Genomic DNA, 19463 nt, shown 5'->3' on the forward strand with positions numbered 1-19463 from the left:
ATCATTCTATGATTATTCGATTATAAAATATCCGCCCCTCTTTATCAAGAGTGAGTAGATACATGCCGGATTGCAATTCCTCAACACTGAGGGTTCCTTCCGTCACCTGGGCTGTTTTTACTTTTTTGCCTTGTAAATCAAAAAGCGACAAGTTTACCGGGTAATCGATTCCCTCAGGTAAATGCAAATGCAGCAACCCCGAAACAGGATTGGGGTAGACAAGGTTCAGTGAAGGTCGGGCGTCTTTCACTCCCAACACCTCTTCCAAAAAGGTGAGATCTTCGGCCACCCTGACAAATACCTGATAATCTTCATTCGACTGCCCCACATAACCGATGAGATCCACAGAGACCTGGGGAATACTCGTCCCCACCAGAGGATGATCGATGGTACCAACTCTAAAAACAACCTCTGCATCATCTCCTGTCAGAGTGTAATTCCCCACGGCGAACTCACCCGTTTCCACAAAGGAAACATTCCTGAGGCTGATCAGCTCAGATTCATATTCCTCACCCACTGCCGATAATGTAATCTCTTGTGGTTCAGGAAGGGCATTCCCACTATTGAGGATATCTATGTATACCGGAGACTCTTCTATTTCAAAAAGGCCATTATAGTCAAAAATTCCACCAGTGATCATCACACTATCCCCCATGACCAGGACAGAAGAAGCATTCCCCAGGTCAAGGCTGCGGACCACAAGCCCTGCCGTGCCATCAAAGACCACCCGATTATCCCTGTTGTTATTTTCACCACCAATCACGATGCCTTTCACAGTGACGACACTTCCTTCGACCATAGTACGCGCCTCTGCAATGCTGATCACTGGAGGCCGTTCCTCCTCCTCTTCGTCTACCAACACCATGTCTTCCAAATCCCTGACCGAAATCTGATAATCCCCCGCAAATTCTCCGACGAAACCTGTGATATCAAATAAACCATTGGGAATGCGAGTACCCACCAATGGGTGCTCAGACGACCCTATTCTGAAAACCATAGTCCCTGTGGCGTCCTTAATTTCAAAATTACCTGCAGAACCACCACCAGCAAAAGTGCCGCCTGCATCTTTAAAAGCCGCATCTCTGATCACTACCAGCTCGGATTCATACTGTTCGCCCACTTCTGCAATAGTCACCTCCTGGGGTTCTGGCAACATGGCCCCCTGAGCCACCAAGGTGATGGTAATGGGAGATTGTTCTATCTGAAGCACTCCTGCATAGTCCGATAAGCCACCGCTTACCACAATACTATCCCCCTGCACAAGGTTAGCAGATTCATTACCAGCATCGAAGCTCCGCACTACAATACCTGCTGTCCCATCAAATATCACACGGCTGTTTCCACTATTATTGCCTGCGTCTATCACCACCCCTGTTACATAGGCCATGCTCCCAAGTTCCTGCTGACGTGCCTTTGCAATAGTAGTAACGGTGACTTCTCCCTCCTTGCCCTGTACATTCAATTCCACAGAAGTCAGGCCGGCAGATGCATGAGTAACCATGCCCTCATAGGTACCCCCATCAGACTGCTGGGGCTCAAACTTGAGGTAGACCGTGAAGTTTTCGGATACCACACCATCAGCATGCGTAAAGGTGCTTGACCCTGAAAAGGTTGAATTGTCCGAAGAGACGTAGAATGGAGCCTCAACCGTCACCGTCAAGTCCCCTTCAAGGTTATATGCATTAACTGTATACTGCTGGACAAGAGATTGACCAAAAGGCACAGTTCCAAAGTTTTGGCTAAAATTGGATTGATCAAGTGAAACAAATGGCTCTGAAGCTGTTCCCCAGATTTCACCCACCCATTCCGGATGGTCTACAAACGGATTTCTGTTGTTTTGGTATCCATAGGCTTTCTCATGTCTGGCAATCTCAGCAGCGTCTACCGGGTCCTGTGCATGCCACCTTAGCAAGGTGAACAATACGCCCAATTCGGGATCACCGGAAAAACTCTTGTGATCCACTAATTCCAAATCGAGCGCTTCACTTTCATAGCGCATGTCCATGTAAAACAGTATGCGGGCTACATCGCCTTTGATCTCATCTCTGGGATCCCAAAAATCTGCATTGGTATAGGTATCTGGCGCCTCACCTTCGGCATTTGCAGCGATGTTTTCCACATCGTTAAAGTCTTTATTGCTCTTGGAAGTGTTTACAGTAGCATCTGAGGGCCTTAGGTTGTGAACATCCGTATATGCAGTGTCTGAGAGGTCTGGAAACCCATGAGATTTGGGCCAGGTGTGCTCTCTGTTCCAATAATCAGGCTCGTTATTGGAAGCGAAATTTGCCTTGGGAATGGAAGCATTTTTATAGAAGAGGATGATGTTATCCGGATTATCAGGGTCTTCGTCCAGATCTGGCAAAATAGTATCACGAAAATCACTATAGGCCCATACTTTATGACCACTTGATATTCGGTGAAGTTGTTTCTTCAGGGCCTCACCGGTAAGTCCATCAGTGCCGTCATAGTAGCCACTAGGGGCCTGGCCAAAGGCAAGAAAACTCAAAAGAGCGAAAGGAAGAAGGAAGGTATATTTTTTCATCATTGGATTAAAGAAAAAAAAGGGAAGTATAACTTCCCTTTTTAATGAGTATAAATTCTAATTCTTAAAGTTTTTCCCAGGCACCACCTTGGTAAATGACTGCAAGTGAAGGCTCTGAAGAAGCTCCACAGTAGATAGAGTAAGTCACCTGATATTTCTGTCCCTCTTCGATGCTACTGTAGATCACATCAAGTCGTGAAGTAATGGCATCAAAGATTTGATCGTCTGACCACTCAAAGCAGCTAAAGTTTCCGTAAGTCCCCATATTGCTTGATCCTCCAGGGTTTTTGTCCTTGAAGTTTTCAGATATCCAGGTATAATCCGGTGCACCAAAAGTAATCTTTATGGTATTGTCAGGAACCCAGGCAGTACCATCAAAAGCAAACAACAAAGTGGCATCTATTACAGCAGAGTATGCTGTCCAGCTTCCTCCTACTACTGTGTAGAGGTTGCTTCTTGTCTGTGTAGCACCAGCTGAACTAGAGTAATATTTGTATACCACTACCAACTCATCTTCCTCCTGAGCAAAAGGATAGTTCGTCTTCAGGTAAGTGATGATGTATGGATCAGCAGGCACAGAGCTGCTGAAGTTGTCATACTGACCAGGAGCACCCATGGCATCATAATCTGCCGCAGTTAGGTAGTAAGCCCCGTTGTCTTTTGACCAGGCTCCACCAGAATACGAGTAGTAATCTGTCATATTGGTAGGATCCTCAGCGATAACTCCAACAGATCCTGGAGTAGTCACTTTGATCTCAGCCAGCTGCCATCTTGGAGCAATGGTCGAAGAAGACTTATATGCAAATGCCAAAGTCACTTTTGATCCAGCGTATGCATCAATCATCGCCTCTACTTCCACTGCAGTGTTACTGCTACCACCATCTACCCAATCAGGGAATGAAACAGTCTCCCATGTGGCTGTAGCAATGTCACCTGTGTAATCAGTTGAGATTTTCACATTTAAGAAATCTGAAACGGCATTACCATCCAAAAATCTAGTCACATGACTCATGTGCAGTTTTGCTTCAGTCAAACCAGACAGATCAATTTCCGGAGAAACTAACCACTCTTCATTCTCCTGAGCTCCACCAGAATATCCTGAGCCCTGAGCACTACCATCACTAAAGATCACGTAAGTCCATACGGCCAAATCTCCTGAAACTTCCTTCACGGTGTAAGCAGAAATATCTTCAGTAAATCCTTCAACGTATACAGTCTGATCACCGGCGTTCTCATAGTCAAACTCCGGGTCTGTCACTGAATATTTGTAAGAGACACCATATACCTGATCCTCTGTAGGATCCTGAACTTCAGCCAGCAAAATGGCGGGAACATAAGCAGATGCCGGGTATGAAGGTGAGAAAAAGCCTGCCATCCCTACTGACTCTCCTGCACTTTCGTAATCTTCAGCATCCAAAGTATACACACTGGCTCTGCTGTAAGTATTCGCCGTAGACGAACTTCCCTGATACTGAGCATAAGTCACATTGGCAGAAGAACCTTTCGCCAACTGTGGAAATTTCTTACTCAAAATATAAGGAATATACTTTCGAGCCTGCTCATCAGAAAAGTTGTAAAAACTATTCATACTTGATGAATCGCTACCGTTTTCAGCTATTGGCAATGCCAATTCGAAATCATCTTCTGTCATGGTGAAAGCCACATCTGAGGTCACCCCACCTGTACTCCCCTTATCCAGGTCATCGTATACGTCCTGCATAGGATCGCATGCAAATACCCCTACTAGCAATAAGGCGTAAATGAATTTTATATTTTTGAATATCATCTTAAATATTTTTCAGAGTCGTTAATTAAAAATTGATCTTCAGGCCTGTGGTCCATGTTCTACCTACACCGTAGAATACGCTAGCTCCAGCTGCTGTAGAATTGGTATCCTGCGCATCTGAAATGTATTCCACATCAAACAAGTTGTTGGCATTCACAAACAAATTGGCATCCAGATCTCCAATTTTGAAATCGTATCTTGCTTTTACATCCAGCAAACCGTAAGTGGGTACTTCCCATGCCTGTATGCCGGCTATCTCAGAACTGGTTCTGTTCGTAGGATCGTAGTCTGCATAGAACTTAGAGAAGTATGTGTAAAGTACACCCACCTTGAAAGCAGGTATGATGTTATAATCTATACCCAATGCACCGGTGGTTTGCGCCGAACCACCAACCTTGATATCAGCGATATACAACTGGTCGATGGTTTCGATGATATTCTGCTGCTCATCAAAAACGTTCACACTGTTTACGTCATCAGACCATGTCCAGTCACCCAATGAAAGCATACCAATCACTTTTAGTGCTTTCACAGGCGTGTAAGTGAAATCTATCTCAACACCCTGATGCAATGCGTTCACACCCAAAATGTTCGCGTAGTAAAGCTTGTCATCATCACCCTGAAAACTCTTGGTGAACGTACGGTCGTTCCATCCTGTTCTGTACAAGTTTACATTACCAGAGAACTTAGGGCTTCTGTAACCATATCCCAACTCGTAGCTAAGGATCTTCTGGTTTTCTGCCTCTGAGTTGATGTCATTTCTGAAGTTTTGGAATACCGCATCAAAATCCGGTGCTTTCTCGAAGTAACCCACATTGGCGAATACATTGTGGTTTCTGTTCAGGTTGTAGTTAGCACCACCTTTCACCTGGTAGCCAAAGAAGTTCTGCCATGGTGTAGCCTGATCTTCCGGAGCATACTGGAAGTAATCAATTCTCTGATAAGAAGTATTTGAAGCTGAAAGTGTCAAAAATGCAGCCAATGGACCACTTGAGTACTCTCCCTGCAAAAAGGCTCCTGCCCATCCTACTAAACCATCGTTGTAGTAGTCTCTTTTGTCTCCCACATTCAATGCTGCATTGGGGTTGTTCATGTTGTTATCATCATAAACATACTCCGCTCCAAGGAGGTCATACACCTCAGAGAAGTGAATACCTTTATAGAACCTTCCATCCAAACCTGCAAGAATGTCAATGTTATCATTGATTTCCTGAGTATAAGTAGAGAGTACACCATACCATCTGTGGTCATTTCGGGAAGCTCTCAGGTAACCCAGTGCTCTGCCGTCAGATGATGTCTGATTCAGATCCACAATAGCGTCCAAATCATATGGGCTATAGGTACCACCTGTCCTGTAGTTATTAAAAGTAGGTTCAAACCCTGTAACAGCATCTTCTTCAGTAGCGTATCCGCCACCTCCACCAGTACCGGTAGAGTAATATACTGCAGTAGACAATTCAGATTTGTTGCTGATGGTCCAATAGTGGTTCAGTGAAAATTGTGGCTTGTGGTAAAAATTATCCTCCACATTCACCACATCACCATTCAATACACCCCAGTCAGCATTGTATCTCAATCCCTGTGGAGCTTCTCTGAACTTGGCAATTGAATGCATATTTTGTCTCTGACCGTGTACCTGTGGCGCACCAAATCCTGTAAAAGAAAGTGTGTGCTTGTCATTCAGTACTTTAGAGATATTCATGAAATAGTTATATCCCACAAACTGAGTACCGTCTGCCCATCCATCACCGGTGATCTTAGCACCGGATACAGAGATGGCCCAGTTGTTTTCAGTAAGGCCAGTATTCAAAGAAAAGGAAGTCTTCAGATATCCGTTGTTACCAAAGCCCTGATATACATTACCTCCTTTTTCAAGGTCAGTTGTTTTAGTGATAATATTGATTGTACCACCAATAGAAGGCACAGCCACTTTAGAAGCGCCGAGGCCTCTTTGCACCTGCATGGTAGTAGTCACGTCTGTCAAACCAGCCCAGTTAGACCAGTAGATGTTTCCGTTCTCCATGTCATTCACGGGTACACCGTTGATCAACACAGCTACATTCTCATCATTGAAACCACGCACGTTGATTCTAGAGTCACCGTAACCACCACCTTGCTTGGTGGCATAAACTCCGGGCGTACTCTTTAGCAGCTCAGGAAATTCCTGATTTGAGGCATTCTCCTCTATCACAGCTCGCTTGATAGTAGAAACAGCCACTGGTGTCTTACGATCCACCGCCACAGAAGCAATTACTTCCAATGGGCTCAACTCATTAGCACCTGGTGCTAACTCTATTTTGCCCAGGCTTTGTGTCTCGCTAAGGTTGATTGTTCTCTCTACAGTCTGAAATCCAACAAATGAGATCACGATAGTAGCCGTGCTCTTTTCAACTGTTAAGCTGAAATCTCCATTGAAATCAGTAATGGTTCCATTGGTTGTTCCTTTTAGAACAACGCTCGCTCCTGGTAGCCCCTCTCCGTTCTCGGCATCAACTACAGTTCCTGTAATTCTGCTCTGCCCGAAAGATGCCACCGATGCCAGAAGCATCGAAGCGACAAGTGCATAATTGCGTAAAGTTTTCCTCATTGCGTTTACTTTTTGTTTTTAAACTCCCGGCAAAAATAGGCTTTCGCCCAACCAGTAGAGTTCAGGTTTTGGTTAATTTTTCTAGTCGATTTGACGCTCCAAGTTAACACCATGTCACCTTAGATATAAATGGACTTAAAAATTTCTTAATATGACAGTGAAGAGATTCTGATATTACATTTATCGTAAAAAAGTATTCTCCGAAAGTCCTTAAAATCAAAATATAATACGTAACATTAACTTAACATTAACTTAACATACGAACATTATAACTTCTCACGGTTCTTCAAAACTGCCCTGACCGATCCGAAACGTTTTAGCTCACTTTCAGCTTCTCGCTGATCTATTTTCAGTTCATTCATCAGCATCCTTACCCCGCGCGCTACTAACTTGTGATTACTCAGCTGCATATCCACCATTTTATTACCCTTCACCCGCCCCAGCTTTATCATTACAGAAGTGGAGATCATATTAAGAATCATTTTCTGAGCGGTTCCTGATTTCATCCGTGTACTGCCTGTGATGAACTCCGGCCCAACCACTGCCTCTATGGGAAACTCTACCACCTTTCCTAATGGCGATCCGGCACTGCAGGCAATACAGCCAGTAAGCAATCCATGGGCCCTCGCCTCACTCACTCCCCCTATTACGTATGGGGTAGTACCGGAAGCCGCCAAGCCTATCACTGTATCTTTTTCATCAGGAAAATAAGCCTTCAAATCTTCCCAAGCCTGTTTTTGATCATCCTCGGCAAACTCCACTGCCTTTCGTATGGCTCCATCACCCCCAGCAATGATACCCACCACGAGATCGTGCGGTACCCCAAAGGTGGGCGGGCACTCAGATGCATCAACCACCCCCAGCCGACCACTGGTACCAGAGCCTATGTAAAATAATCGGCCTCCTGTCTGCATCCGGCTCACTATTGCGTCCACGAGACGCTGGATTTGAGGGATGGCGAGCGCCACGGCATCAGCCACAGTGGCATCTTCACGATTTATATTTGAGAGAACATCCAAAGTGGACATTTCTTCTATTCGCTCATATTTTGAGGCCTTCTCGGTATCTGGTAATTTATCCATGTTCTTGATGATATAAGGTGAGTCCTGCTATGGGGCTTTGTGCTATGAGGTCGATGCGATATCCGTAGCCCGAGGCAACGCGACGAAGAATGTTACTCAGAAGATGCGCTACTGAACCTATAAATCTGAACGGCGCGCCCTGGTACTTTTCCTTATCGGGAAAAAAAGCCTGAAAGTACCGATGAAAACCACCTGATACTAATTGGTAAACAAAAGGGTGGTTTTGATGCTCCACGATGAATGGAACAAACTGAGCCAAAAAGGCATTGGCCCCCGGCTGTTTGTACACAACTTCCAGCACGGCAGCTTCATTCAGTTCTGAGAATTGCGCTTTGAATGTGTCTTGCAAATCAGCCGGCAATCCCTGCCGGAGGTAAGTCTGTAAAAGGGATCTCCCCAGATCGGCACCACTTCCTTCATCTCCCAAAATATACCCTAGCGAAGGCACTCTCTCAGCAATTTCCTGACCATCGTACAATGCCGCACCTGCCCCGGTACCGAGCAGACAAACATACCCGGCCTGAGCCGCAAAAAGTGAGCGAGCGGCACCAAGTGTATCTGAGAAGGCATGACTCTTGGCGCCCGGATAAAAAGACTCCAGCCGAGCATTTATCCTTTGAGCATCCTGCTCCGTCACCAGCCCGGCAGTATAAAAGTAAATCCTGGAAATACCCTTCAAGCCTGCAAGCTCCATCGGCAATTCCCTCAGGTAGGTATCAAATTCCTGAGTCTTCAGGTTGAAGCCTCTGGAAGTGAACTGGGAAATTTGCTTATCATCCAGCAGCCTCCAATCTGTTTTAGTGCCCCCTGCATCTGCTATCAATATCATGGTACTAAGATGCCAATTTGCGAGAACCTCTCAAAGACTTTTTCGGTATGGGGAGCATCGGGCAGCTCATCGGTAAGATCCTGCCCGGCCCAATGCTCGTAATGTTTGCCGTCCCGCCACATTCGTGAGATCGTCACGTCATACACCCGGCCCTGGTAGGCAATCCAGATATCGTCTTTGTCCTGCCCGTTTCTCAGAGCCAGTTGTGATCTGGTAATTTCTCTCATCAGCGAAAAGTCACCAGAGTAATGCCACTTCCTCCAAACTCGATGTGCTCATCCACTGCCTTTTCTATGCTCTGGTGGCTCTTTAGATAATTTCTGATCACATCCCTCAGGATACCGTGGCCCTTACCATGAATGATCCGCACCTGATCAGTACCCAGAAGCAGCGCCTGATCGATGTATTCATCCACTTTTTGTAATGCCTCATCAGCCCGCACTCCCCGCACATCTATTTCTCCATTGAACTGAGACATCTTCTCGATCATATTAATGCCTCCGATTTTGCGCGCTCTCGACTCCTGCCTGGCGGCCTGAGCACTAGCCTTGCGGAGCCTGCTTAATTCTATGAAGGAAATGATATTCCCAAAGCGCACCTGAGCCTGCTTACCTTTCACATTCATCACTTCACCTGAAGTATCCTGCCCCTCTATGGTCACATGCTGGCCCACCTTTATTTCTTCCGCCTTTTTTCGCTTCTCCTCTTTCTTAATGCTCTCCTCCTGAGTCTTCTTATAGTGCTCCAAATCTGAACGCAACCGGCGGGTCTTTTCTTTATCCGCGCTACTTTCCCTGATCCCACGTATGGTGTTTTCAATCCGCTGATTGGCCTCCTCTACTATTTGGTTCGCTCGGGCTTTTGCTTCTTTGATTAGTCGCTTCTGCTCATCCTGAAGCATTTCCTTCAGGGCCTCATAGTCGGTTTTGATGCTGATTACCTCCTTTTCTTCTTTTTCCAGCTTTTTAGTGAGCTTCTGGAATTTATTCCGTTCAGACTCGAGACTATTGAGCAAAAGCTCGTAATCCACCTGACTGGTACCTACAAATCCCTTGGCATTCTCAATGATCTGAGTCGGCAATCCTATTTTCTTTGCGATTTCGAAAGCAAAAGAACTTCCCGGCTTACCCACTTCCAGTTCGAACAAAGGTTCGAGCGCCCCCACATCATACTTCATGGCACCATTCACCACACCGGGGTGATTTTCGGCAAATTTCTTAAGGTTTTGATAGTGGGTAGTGACCACTCCAAAAGCTTTTCTCGCGTTCAATTGACCCAAAATGGACTCTGCAATGGCTCCACCAAACTGCGGCTCAGTCCCCGTACCAAACTCATCGATGAGAAAAAGACTGTTTCGATCGGCCATCTCATCAAAATAACGCATGGCTGTAAGGTGTGAGCTGTAGGTACTCAGGTCGTTCTCCAATGACTGGGTGTCCCCAATGTCCAAAAAGACGCTTCGGAAAACCCCAAATGTGGATGCTTCACTGGCGGGCACCAGGAAGCCACACTGAAACATATATTGCAATAAACCGACAGTTTTGAGGGCCACGGATTTACCGCCTGCATTGGGTCCGGAAATAACCAGAATTCTGTTTTCCTGCCTGCTGAGTTCCAACGACAATGGAATGGTGGGCTTGCCCGAGGCTGTATGTGACAGCCACAGTAAGGGATGCCTGGCTCCATACCACTTGACCATGGGATTTTTAGTCACTCCTGGCTTTACCGCATCTATGGTTTTGGAGAATACAGCCTTGGCATGAATGAAATCCAATAAGCCAATAAAAAATGCTCCCTTGTCCAAGTCTTCTACAGACTCCCGCACAAGGTCAGTAAGCCTCGTTAAAATCCGGGCAATTTCACGTTTCTCCTGGTACTGCAACTCCCGCACTTCATTGTTCAACTGCAGGGCCTCCGTAGGTTCCATATAGACCGTTTGCCCGGTGGCAGATTCATCATGGATAAATCCCTGAATCCGCCGCTTGTGCTCTGCCTTTACCGGAATCACCAGACGACCTTCTCTGATGGTCACCGAACTATCCTCATCAGTGAGTTTGTCTTGAATGGCCTTTCTGAGTACTTTATTGATGGCTGTACGAACAGCACGCTCTTTCTGAATGAGCAAAGCACGGATAGAGGCCAGCTCGGGACTGGCGTTATCACGAACTACTCCCTTCTCATCCACAATGAGTTCTATGGCCTTGATCAGGTTCTGATCTGCGATGAATCCATAGGTCAGACTGCATAACTCTGGATATACCTCCTGATGCTTTTTGAGGTACTGAGTCCAATCATAAAGCAGGGCTAGCAGCGATTTCAGCTGCGCAAAATCCTCTGCCTGCAGAAAGGTGCCTTTCACTTTGATCTTCTTTAGAAATACCCGTAGATCCTGAAAATCTCTGGAAGGCAAATTATCACCTGAGGAGATCACACGCAGCATTTCATCAGTTTGGTCCAGCCACTTTGTGATTTCTTCTATTCTGGAAGATGGCCGGGCCTTTTCCAGAAATTCCACGGCAAAGTCGGACTTACACCGCTGGCGGATAAGCTCCATGAGCTGGTCAATCCCCAGCTTCTCCTGTATGTCTTTTGGATAAATCAGCATTATCGAATGTCCTTTGCTTTTTGGCGAGCCAACAGGCTATCCACCACCTCATCATAGATCGCCTTGTAGTTCTCTATTTCCTCCACATAAAACTCCATGCTTCTTCTGTATTGCTCACGGGTAATTTCCTGCTCTTCAAAAAGCATCTTTTCGAAATGATTGTAAACTTTCTGGCTGCTATCTCCTTTGATGTAGAGCTTCTTTACTTTGGCTTCCAGCAGGTGCACCTCTATCAATACCCTGACCATTTGATCATGACTCAACACATCTGCCGGAATTTCCGTTTGTTTCTTCGAACAGCTTCCAAGCAGCACGATCAATATGACAAAAAAAGATTTTTTCACAAGGTATAAGTCTAAGTGTTCTTATAATTTTGAACCCCAAAATTACTTTGCATGAAGGACATCCTCAAAAAGCTGAGAAAATATGAGATCAGAGTGCGCAAAGCCATCAATTCTCAGATGCAAGGTGACTTTCACAGCATCTTTAAGGGGTCGGGTCTCGAGTTTGATGACGTCCGGGCCTACCAGTATGGCGATGATGTGCGCACGATTGACTGGAACGTAACCGCCAAAGGACACGGAACGTTCGTAAAGACTTTTATAGAAGAAAAAGAGCAAACGGTGCTCTTTATGCTGGACGTATCAGCATCCGGTGAAATCGGCAAAGCCAACCACCAGAAAATTGACCTGGGTAAAGAAATCACTGCCTTGCTGACCATGTCGGCGGTGAAAGAGAGCAGTTCAGTTGGATTACTGTCGTTTAGCGACCAGAAAGAGACCTATATCAAGCCCGGTAAGGGCATGAAGCATTCCTACGAGATTCTCTCGAGTATCTTTTCGCTGAAACCCATTTCCAGAAAAACCAACCTGGATCAGGCCATTCGGCTGGCTCTGGGCATGCTGAAACGCCGCGCAGTGATTTTTCTCATCTCAGATTTTATCGATGAAGATTATCTCCACAGCCTGAAGGGCATGGCCAGAAAACACGATCTGGTGGTGATCCAGCTGTTTGACAAGCGGGAATCCAATATGCCAAGCCTGGGAATAGTACCACTTCTGGACAAGGAATCCGGGAAAACCATTTGGATTAATACCTCTTCGGGGAAATTCAGAAACGTACTAGACAAAACCTATCGGAAAAATACTGCTGCATTGGAGGACTTCTGCCGTCGAAACGACGTGAATTATCTCTCGGTAGAAACTGAAGAAGATTACGTGCCCAAGCTGGTCAAATTATTCAGACACAGGAACAAAATGAATTCGCAACGTGCAAGGTAGATTATTGATTTACGTACTAGGGCTTTTGATCATGATGGGGGCCAACGCCCAAAAAATCACAGTCAAAGGTGGTTTTATAGAAGACAGCCTCAAAATCGGTGAAGACATTCATTACTGGGTTTCCGCGGAGTACCCGGATCATCTGGAGTTGATCTTTCCCGATACTACTTACAATTTCTCACCCTTTGAATTTTCGGGGAAAGAATACTTTCCCAGTATAATCAAAACCGATCGGGCCTTTGATTCTGCTGTTTATACCCTTCAGAGCTATGAGATTGATCCGATCCAGTCGCTTTCCATTCCTGTATTCATACTCAAACCTACAGGTGACAGTACCCGCATAGATGCTGGTCTTGATTCCATCTTTTTTAAGCAGCTTCTGGAGGTGGTGACCGATACTACCAGCCTGAAAACCAATCTGGCTTATCAAAACGTACCTACCCAATTTAATTTTCCACTACTATGGATCATTCTGGGTGTTCTGATGGTGCTGACACTGGCTACCTATCTCATTTTTGGAAAGAAAATACGAAAGACCATCAGGTTGAGGAAACTGAAAAAAGACTTTATTGCGTTCTCCGAGCACCTGACCATGGACATCAGAAGTCTGAAGGAAGCACCAAACCAAAAAATCGCCGAGCACGCCCTGACAGAGTGGAAGAATTTTCTTGAGCGGCTTGAGCAACGACCATTCTCAAAGCTCACCACCAAGGAAATCATGGCTTTGGAATATACCGGAGAGCTGAACGGTACCCTTAAAAACATTGACCGCTGCGTCTATGGCGGTCGCTCGAGCGACGAGCTATATAAGGATTTTCAGGCTATCGAAGACTTCACGCAGCACAGATATTCAGTGATCACAGACCAAATCAAAAACAGCTAACAATTATGGAGAGCACGAATTCCTGGTTTTCTGTCAACTGGTTCACCTGGTCAAAACTCCAATCTTTTGATTGGGAGCAACCCTTATGGTTCTATCTGTTATTGGGCATTTTACTACTCCTGCTCATCAGGGCGGTAGTTATGACCCAGTTTCGTCAGCGCCTCCCCATAGCACTCACCAAAAAAGACATCAAAAGTGATCCGGTGAGCTATTTCAGGATTATCCCCCCTATTCTTTTCTTCATTACCATTAGCCTGCTGGTCACAGCACTGGCCAGACCACAGTCTACCAACGAGCAGGTGGAGCAATGGAGTGAAGGCATAGACATCATGATGACCATTGACATCTCTGAATCCATGCAAATTGAGGATTTCAGGCCCAACAGGCTGGAGGCCGCCAAAGAGGTAGCCAGAAATTTCGTAGCGGGCAGGTTTCAGGACCGAATTGGGCTGGTCGTATTTTCCGGAGATGCGTTCTCCAGATCTCCACTCACTTCCGACTATGACCTACTCAACTCTTACATTGATGACATCTCCTTTGATCTGATAGAAAACCGCGGAACTGCTATCGGCAGTGCCCTGGCAGTAGCCACCAACAGGCTCAGGGAGTCAGACAGTAAATCAAAGGTGCTGATACTGCTGAGTGATGGTGACAACACCGCTGGAAACATAGACCCCATCACTGCCGCAAAACTGGCTCAAGCTTACGACATCAAGATTTATACCATTGCCATTGGTAAAGAAGGCAAAGTTCCTTTTGGGACCGACTTCTTTGGGCGCCCCAGGTATGTCGAAAATACGCTGGATGAAACCAACCTGAGAGAGATTGCCAAAATAGGCAGGGGCAACTTCTACAGAGTCTCCGACAAAGAAGCTCTGCAGCAAGTGTTCTCAGAAATCGACTCACTGGAGAAGGCCGAAATCAAAGAAACCCGTTACAAGGACACCACGGATTATTATACGATCTATCTGCGCTGGGCTATGATATTCTTTTTGCTTTGGCTCCTGACAAAATCTACCTTTATTACCAACGCGCTAAGTGACTAACCAAAGCATCTGATACAGCATTGATCAGACAAATACGAAATTAACTTGTAAGCCCTGCAGAAGAAGGAATATTCTGATGAAATATTGATGATTTCCACCCTCCTATTTTACGAATATTTCAAATAACAAGAAATATACCCCACTCCATTTACAAATAAAGTTTGACTTTATTGAAAATATTCGCAACAGGGATTAACTTCCGCCCTTGAAAAATAAACACCTGATATTTATTCTGACCAATAAGTATTTGACAGAATAATAAAAGGAGAAAACGTAAGAATATGTGCGGAATTGTATGTGCTTTTGAGTTAAAGCAAAAGGCCGAAGTACTCAGACCAAGATTATTGGAGATGTCCAAAAAACTGAGGCACCGAGGCCCGGACTGGAGTGGTATATACAGTAGTGAAAATGCCATACTGGCCCATGAGCGCCTGGCCATCGTTGATCCGGCTTCCGGCAAGCAGCCCCTCTTCAGTGACCATCAGAAAATCGTATTGGCTGCCAATGGAGAGATCTATAACCACAGGGAACTCCGCAAACAATTTGAAGGAAAATACCATTTCAGCACGGCATCAGATTGCGAAGTGATCCTGGCTCTTTACAAAGAAAAAGGAGCAAGCTTTTTAGACGAACTCAACGGAATATTTGGATTTGCTCTTTACGATTCTGAAAGCGATGCTTACCTCGTTGCCAGGGATCATATGGGCATCATCCCCCTTTACATGGGATGGGATGAGGATGGTACTTTTTATGTTGCTTCCGAACTCAAAGCCCTCGAAGGAGTGTGCACCAAAATAGAGCTTTTTCCTCCGGGACATTACCTGCATAGTAAAGAAGGCAAGCTCGTAAAATGGTATGAGCGTGACTGGACTGCTTACGAAAATGTGAAGGACAGTGAAACAAGCATAGAGGATCTTCACGACGCTCTGGAGGCGGCTGTAAAGCGTCAGTTGATGTCTGACGTACCGTATGGCGTGCTATTGTCGGGTGGGCTCGACTCATCCGTCACCTCGGCCCTCGCTAAGAAATTTTCTCAAAACAGAATAGAAACTGATGGCAAGACTGGTGCCTGGTGGCCTCAGCTTCACTCATTTGCCGTAGGACTGGAGGGCTCTCCGGATTTGGCAGCCGCCAGAAATGCCGCTGAGCACATAGGCACCGTCCATCATGAAATTCTCTTCACCATACAGGAGGGACTGGATGCTATTCGCGATGTAATCTACCACCTGGAGACCTACGATGTGACTACCGTGCGTGCCTCTACCCCTATGTATCTGATGGCAAGAGTGATCAAGTCCATGGGGATCAAAATGGTACTCTCCGGTGAAGGTTCTGATGAGCTCTTTGGTGGGTATCTCTATTTCCACAAAGCGCCCAATGCCAAGGAGTTTCATGAAGAAACTGTGCGCAAGCTGAGCAAACTACACCAGTATGACTGTCTGCGAGCCAATAAATCCCTGGCCGCCTGGGGCATCGAAGGCCGTGTGCCCTTTCTGGATAAGGAATTCATCGATGTGGCCATGCGCCTGAATCCTCAGGATAAAATGATCACTCCGGAAAAAATGGAGAAGTGGGTAGTGCGAAAGGCTTTCGAAAACTACCTCCCTGACAGCATTGCCTGGAGACAGAAAGAACAGTTTTCTGATGGTGTGGGCTATAGCTGGATAGACACCCTCAAGCAGGTGGTCAGTGAAAAAGTATCCGACGATCAGCTGGCCAATGCCAAATATAAATTCCCAGTACAAACGCCCAGAAACAAAGAGGAATTTTATTATAGAACCATCTTCTCTGAGCATTTCCCATCGGACACTGCGGCACTGTGTGTACCATCTGTACCATCCGTAGCCTGTAGCACTCCGGAGGCACTGGCCTGGGACGAATCCTTCAAAAACATGAATGACCCCTCTGGAAGAGCAGTGGGTGTACACACAGATAAGTACAAATAATTCGAAGATTAGACGAGAAGAAATCCTTCCTAAGGGTGGTTTAAATTAACTTCGAGGTATGGAAGATTACTTTGAAGAACAGGCCTTTAATGGCGTGAATTTCACTGAGCAGCGTCTGAAAAAAGGAGAATATAACCGTTGCCAATTTACCAACTGTTTATTCTCCGGGGTGGACCTCTCCTACCTGGTCTTCTCCGAATGTGTGTTTGAAAACTGTGACCTCAGCAATGCCCGGCTGAACAGCACCTCTTGGAAAGAGGTACAATTCAATGAGTGCAAACTATTGGGCCTTATTTTTAGTGACAGCAATCCCTTCCTCATGGCCATGAACTTTCGTGGCTGTCAGCTGAACTTCTCCTCTTTCTATCAGCTCAATCTTAAGGGAAGCCAATTCCAGCAGTGCAGTCTGCATGAAGTAGATTTTACAGAGACCAACCTGACCGGGGCCAGCTTTCACCAAAGTGATTTGTCAGGCGCTATATTTGAACAGACCATCCTGGAAAAAGCAGACTTCAGAGCAGCTCAGAACTACTCTATAGACCCGGCCCTGAATAAACTCAAAAAGGCCAGGTTTTCTATGCCCGATGTGGTGGGCCTGCTCTATAAGCTGGACATTCAGATTACTTAGGCGGAAGCCCCTCTAGTCAATGAGGAAATTATTAAACAGGAAGTAAATCATTTGAATACCAAAAAGAATCAGGATCACCCCAACTGACCTGTTTAGAATCAAAATTTTCTTGGGGGTAACCATCGCTCGGAGCCTGTAGGCAATGAACGCTTTGGTGATATCAGAGACCAGAATGGTGGTGAGCACGCCTACGAAGAAATAAATTTGCTCACCGCTGCTGTAATCGTAGTTGACCGCCACCAGACCAATAATTCCCAGCCAGAATATCACTATGAAAGGATTAAACCCGTTGAGCACAAAGCCCTTCAACATGTATTTGAGATAGGAAAGCTCAGTATCCGCCTCCTGTTTTTCCTGGTAGATTTTAGGCTTTTTAAACCATGAGTATAACCCATAAGCAATAAGCACCACCGTGCCTACTATGGCCATCCACATTCGCGCAGTGGGCTTTTCCAGCAAGGAAGCAAGCCCCATAATGGCCAGGGCCACATAGAGCACATCACTCAGAGAAATACCCAGGGCTAGAAAAATCGCCTTTTTAAAGCCCTTTTGAACACTGGTTTGCAGGAGTGCAAAAAAACCAGGGCCAAAGGAAAAAATAAAAATCAATCCAAATAATAATCCTGTAAAATATGAAGGCATCAGCTAGGGTTCATGATATTTCTGGCTGCAACGAATTCTTTCCACTGCTGCGACTTTTCATTTTTTAGTACTCTTGGAAATTTATTCTGGCCTCCCTCTTTCCCCTGCTCCTTCATCCATTCGTAAAACAATGCTGTCGGGAGTACTCTTGCAGTCACCTCCCTCAGGGCATGCCCACGCTCTACTTTATAGTCGTCGTTAAGCTCCATCAGTTTCAGGTCCAGGCGCTTCTGCAATGACTCCTCATCCACTGTATCATCAGTGCCCAGATACCATCTGTGAGCAAACCTACCTCCAACTGATTCTCCCAGCACCGTAAACTCACGGATGTCGATATTGAATTCCGCACTTACCAACTCCACGGCTTTATTCATGTTATCAACCGAAAGGTGCTCACCACACAAACTCAGGAAGTGTTTGGTCCGACCAGTAATGTATATTTCCGAGTCCTCTACAGACGCAAACTTAATCACATCTCCGATAAGGTACCTCCAGGCTCCGGCATTTGTGCTGATCAGCAATGCATACTCCACCCCCGTCTTTACCTGATCTATATGAAGCGTTTCAGGATTTTCTCTCATTACACCATCTTCTGTAAAGTTTTTAGGGGTAAAGGGGACAAACTCGTAGAAGATTCCATTATTCAATACCAGTTTCATGGACCGTTGCACTGATTGGGCCTGAAAAGCAATAAATCCCTCACTGGCAAGATAGGTTTCCATATAGATCAATGGATGTTTCAGAAGTTTTTCAAAGCCTTTTTTGTAGGGTTCAAAGGACACTCCACCATGCACGAAGATTTTCAAATTTGGCCAGATATCATGGATCGTGGCTACGCCATAGTGTTTGACTATTTTTTCCATCAAAATCTGAAGCCATGCTGGCACCCCTACGATAATCCCAATATCCCAATCCTTCGCTCGTCGCGTGATTTCGTCCAGCTTATCTCCCCAGTCCGACGTTTTAGCTATTTTCTTCCCTGGCTTGTAAAAGTGCTGAAACCAAAATGGTATTTGTGCGGCAGTGATCCCACTCAGGTCTCCTTCGAAATAGGTACCACTCTTCCTGAGGTTTGTACTCCCGCCAAGCATCAGAATTCCTTTGGTAAACAGGTCAGTAGGCAAGTCGTACTTTGAGAGTGTAAGTATTTGCCTCATACTGGTCTTTCTGATCGACTTGATCATCTCTTTGGTGATCGGAATATACTTGGAGGAAGCGCCTGACGTGCCACTGCTCAGTGCAAAGTACTTCACCTTGCCTGGATAACAAACATCCCTCTTGCCCGCTTTGGCCAAATGCCACCATTCATTGTGGATTTTATCATAGTCAAACACCGGGACTTTGCTGATGAACTCAGCATAGAACTGGTCTCTGGAGCCTGTTTTGAAAGTTTTGAGGATATTCGCAAACCCATAGTGCCTGCCAAACTCAGTATGCTGTGCATGGATCATCAACTTTCGGAGTTCCCCTTTTTGCAGATCAAAGGCAGACGTATATTGCTGCTCCATGCTCTCCCCCAGCATGATTCCTTTCTTCAAAAGTGTGCCTAATATTGCCATAATAGAGTATTTAAGAAAGTCATGTGATTTTCACCGCTGACTTACCAA

At 45.7% G+C, this 19463-nt stretch carries 15 protein-coding genes; 5 read left to right on the forward strand and 10 right to left on the reverse strand.

Features of this window, described 5'->3' with window-relative positions; translation table 11 throughout:
- Position 1 precedes the first annotated feature (1 nt).
- The 8 genes from GV030_RS05870 to GV030_RS05905 form a co-directional block, all read right to left on the reverse strand.
- Positions 2 to 2545 carry an endonuclease gene (locus tag GV030_RS05870; RefSeq protein WP_159580720.1) on the reverse strand — a complete coding sequence of 848 codons (2544 nt, stop codon included), beginning with the start codon at positions 2543 to 2545 and terminating at the stop codon, positions 2 to 4.
- Positions 2546 to 2606: 61 nt separating this feature from the next.
- Positions 2607 to 4328, reverse strand: a complete 1722-nt coding sequence (locus tag GV030_RS05875) for a choice-of-anchor J domain-containing protein (protein WP_159580722.1) — start codon at positions 4326 to 4328, stop codon at positions 2607 to 2609.
- A gap of 25 nt (positions 4329 to 4353) precedes the next feature.
- Complete coding sequence (locus tag GV030_RS05880; RefSeq protein ID WP_159580724.1) at positions 4354 to 6915, reverse strand: TonB-dependent receptor domain-containing protein; 2562 nt, start codon at positions 6913 to 6915, stop codon at positions 4354 to 4356.
- 266 nt (positions 6916 to 7181) lie between these two features.
- Positions 7182 to 7997, reverse strand: coding sequence for an N-acetylmuramic acid 6-phosphate etherase (gene murQ / locus GV030_RS05885; protein WP_159580726.1), 816 nt, complete (start codon positions 7995 to 7997; stop codon positions 7182 to 7184).
- The gene (locus GV030_RS05890; protein ID WP_159580728.1) at positions 7990 to 8826 is read right to left on the reverse strand and encodes an N-acetylglucosamine kinase; all 837 of its coding nucleotides are present in this window, start codon (positions 8824 to 8826) and stop codon (positions 7990 to 7992) included. Before GV030_RS05890 ends, murQ begins: the two co-directional genes overlap by 8 nt.
- A complete protein-coding gene (locus GV030_RS05895) occupies positions 8823 to 9053 on the reverse strand; it encodes a cytochrome b5 domain-containing protein (RefSeq protein WP_159580730.1) in 231 nt (76 codons plus the stop codon). Before GV030_RS05895 ends, GV030_RS05890 begins: the two co-directional genes overlap by 4 nt.
- Positions 9053 to 11431: an endonuclease MutS2 gene (locus GV030_RS05900; protein ID WP_159580732.1), complete on the reverse strand. Its 2379-nt coding sequence runs from the start codon at positions 11429 to 11431 to the stop codon at positions 9053 to 9055. The genes GV030_RS05895 and GV030_RS05900 overlap by 1 nt, the downstream gene beginning before the upstream one ends.
- Positions 11431 to 11775 (reverse strand): DUF4296 domain-containing protein, encoded by a 345-nt coding sequence (locus GV030_RS05905; protein WP_159580734.1) that lies wholly within the window; start codon positions 11773 to 11775, stop codon positions 11431 to 11433. The genes GV030_RS05900 and GV030_RS05905 overlap by 1 nt, the downstream gene beginning before the upstream one ends.
- 51 nt (positions 11776 to 11826) lie before the next feature.
- Here GV030_RS05905 and GV030_RS05910 point away from each other — a divergent pair, with 51 nt between their 5' ends.
- The 5 genes from GV030_RS05910 (at position 11827) to GV030_RS05930 (ending at position 17214) form a co-directional block, all read left to right on the forward strand.
- Complete coding sequence (locus GV030_RS05910) at positions 11827 to 12711, forward strand: DUF58 domain-containing protein (RefSeq protein WP_159580736.1); 885 nt, start codon at positions 11827 to 11829, stop codon at positions 12709 to 12711.
- On the forward strand, positions 12701 to 13594 hold the full coding sequence (locus GV030_RS05915; RefSeq protein WP_159580738.1) for a hypothetical protein: 894 nt from the start codon (positions 12701 to 12703) through the stop codon (positions 13592 to 13594). Before GV030_RS05910 ends, GV030_RS05915 begins: the two co-directional genes overlap by 11 nt.
- A gap of 5 nt (positions 13595 to 13599) precedes the next feature.
- A complete protein-coding gene (locus GV030_RS05920; protein WP_159580740.1) occupies positions 13600 to 14640 on the forward strand; it encodes a VWA domain-containing protein in 1041 nt (346 codons plus the stop codon).
- 281 nt (positions 14641 to 14921) lie between these two features.
- On the forward strand, positions 14922 to 16586 hold the full coding sequence (gene asnB / locus GV030_RS05925; RefSeq protein WP_159580742.1) for an asparagine synthase B: 1665 nt from the start codon (positions 14922 to 14924) through the stop codon (positions 16584 to 16586).
- Positions 16587 to 16644: 58 nt separating this feature from the next.
- Positions 16645 to 17214: a pentapeptide repeat-containing protein gene (locus GV030_RS05930; RefSeq protein ID WP_159580744.1), complete on the forward strand. Its 570-nt coding sequence runs from the start codon at positions 16645 to 16647 to the stop codon at positions 17212 to 17214.
- Positions 17215 to 17226: 12 nt separating this feature from the next.
- On the opposite strand, the gene GV030_RS05935 is transcribed toward GV030_RS05930, so the two are convergent.
- Both GV030_RS05935 and GV030_RS05940 read right to left on the reverse strand, forming a co-directional pair.
- Complete coding sequence (locus GV030_RS05935; protein ID WP_159580746.1) at positions 17227 to 17856, reverse strand: LysE family translocator; 630 nt, start codon at positions 17854 to 17856, stop codon at positions 17227 to 17229.
- The gene (locus GV030_RS05940; protein WP_159580748.1) at positions 17856 to 19415 is read right to left on the reverse strand and encodes a GH3 auxin-responsive promoter family protein; all 1560 of its coding nucleotides are present in this window, start codon (positions 19413 to 19415) and stop codon (positions 17856 to 17858) included. The genes GV030_RS05935 and GV030_RS05940 overlap by 1 nt, the downstream gene beginning before the upstream one ends.
- Positions 19416 to 19463: the final 48 nt, after the last annotated feature.

This window comes from Marinoscillum sp. 108 (genome assembly GCF_902506655.1).
GTDB lineage: Bacteria > Bacteroidota > Bacteroidia > Cytophagales > Cyclobacteriaceae > Marinoscillum > Marinoscillum luteum.

Excerpts from the sequence above, each read along its gene's own strand:
- GV030_RS05870 (WP_159580720.1), bottom strand. The coding sequence starts at position 2,545 with ATGATGAAAAAATATACCTTCCTTCTTCCTTTCGCTCTTTTGAGTTTT.
- GV030_RS05875 (WP_159580722.1), bottom strand. The coding sequence starts at position 4,328 with ATGATATTCAAAAATATAAAATTCATTTACGCCTTATTGCTAGTAGGG.
- GV030_RS05880 (WP_159580724.1), bottom strand. The coding sequence starts at position 6,915 with ATGAGGAAAACTTTACGCAATTATGCACTTGTCGCTTCGATGCTTCTG.
- murQ (WP_159580726.1), bottom strand. The coding sequence starts at position 7,997 with ATGGATAAATTACCAGATACCGAGAAGGCCTCAAAATATGAGCGAATA.
- GV030_RS05890 (WP_159580728.1), bottom strand. The coding sequence starts at position 8,826 with ATGATATTGATAGCAGATGCAGGGGGCACTAAAACAGATTGGAGGCTG.
- GV030_RS05895 (WP_159580730.1), bottom strand. The coding sequence starts at position 9,053 with ATGAGAGAAATTACCAGATCACAACTGGCTCTGAGAAACGGGCAGGAC.
- GV030_RS05900 (WP_159580732.1), bottom strand. The coding sequence starts at position 11,431 with ATGCTGATTTATCCAAAAGACATACAGGAGAAGCTGGGGATTGACCAG.
- GV030_RS05910 (WP_159580736.1), top strand. The coding sequence starts at position 11,827 with ATGAAGGACATCCTCAAAAAGCTGAGAAAATATGAGATCAGAGTGCGC.
- GV030_RS05920 (WP_159580740.1), top strand. The coding sequence starts at position 13,600 with ATGGAGAGCACGAATTCCTGGTTTTCTGTCAACTGGTTCACCTGGTCA.
- asnB (WP_159580742.1), top strand. The coding sequence starts at position 14,922 with ATGTGCGGAATTGTATGTGCTTTTGAGTTAAAGCAAAAGGCCGAAGTA.
- GV030_RS05930 (WP_159580744.1), top strand. The coding sequence starts at position 16,645 with ATGGAAGATTACTTTGAAGAACAGGCCTTTAATGGCGTGAATTTCACT.
- GV030_RS05935 (WP_159580746.1), bottom strand. The coding sequence starts at position 17,856 with ATGCCTTCATATTTTACAGGATTATTATTTGGATTGATTTTTATTTTT.
- GV030_RS05940 (WP_159580748.1), bottom strand. The coding sequence starts at position 19,415 with ATGGCAATATTAGGCACACTTTTGAAGAAAGGAATCATGCTGGGGGAG.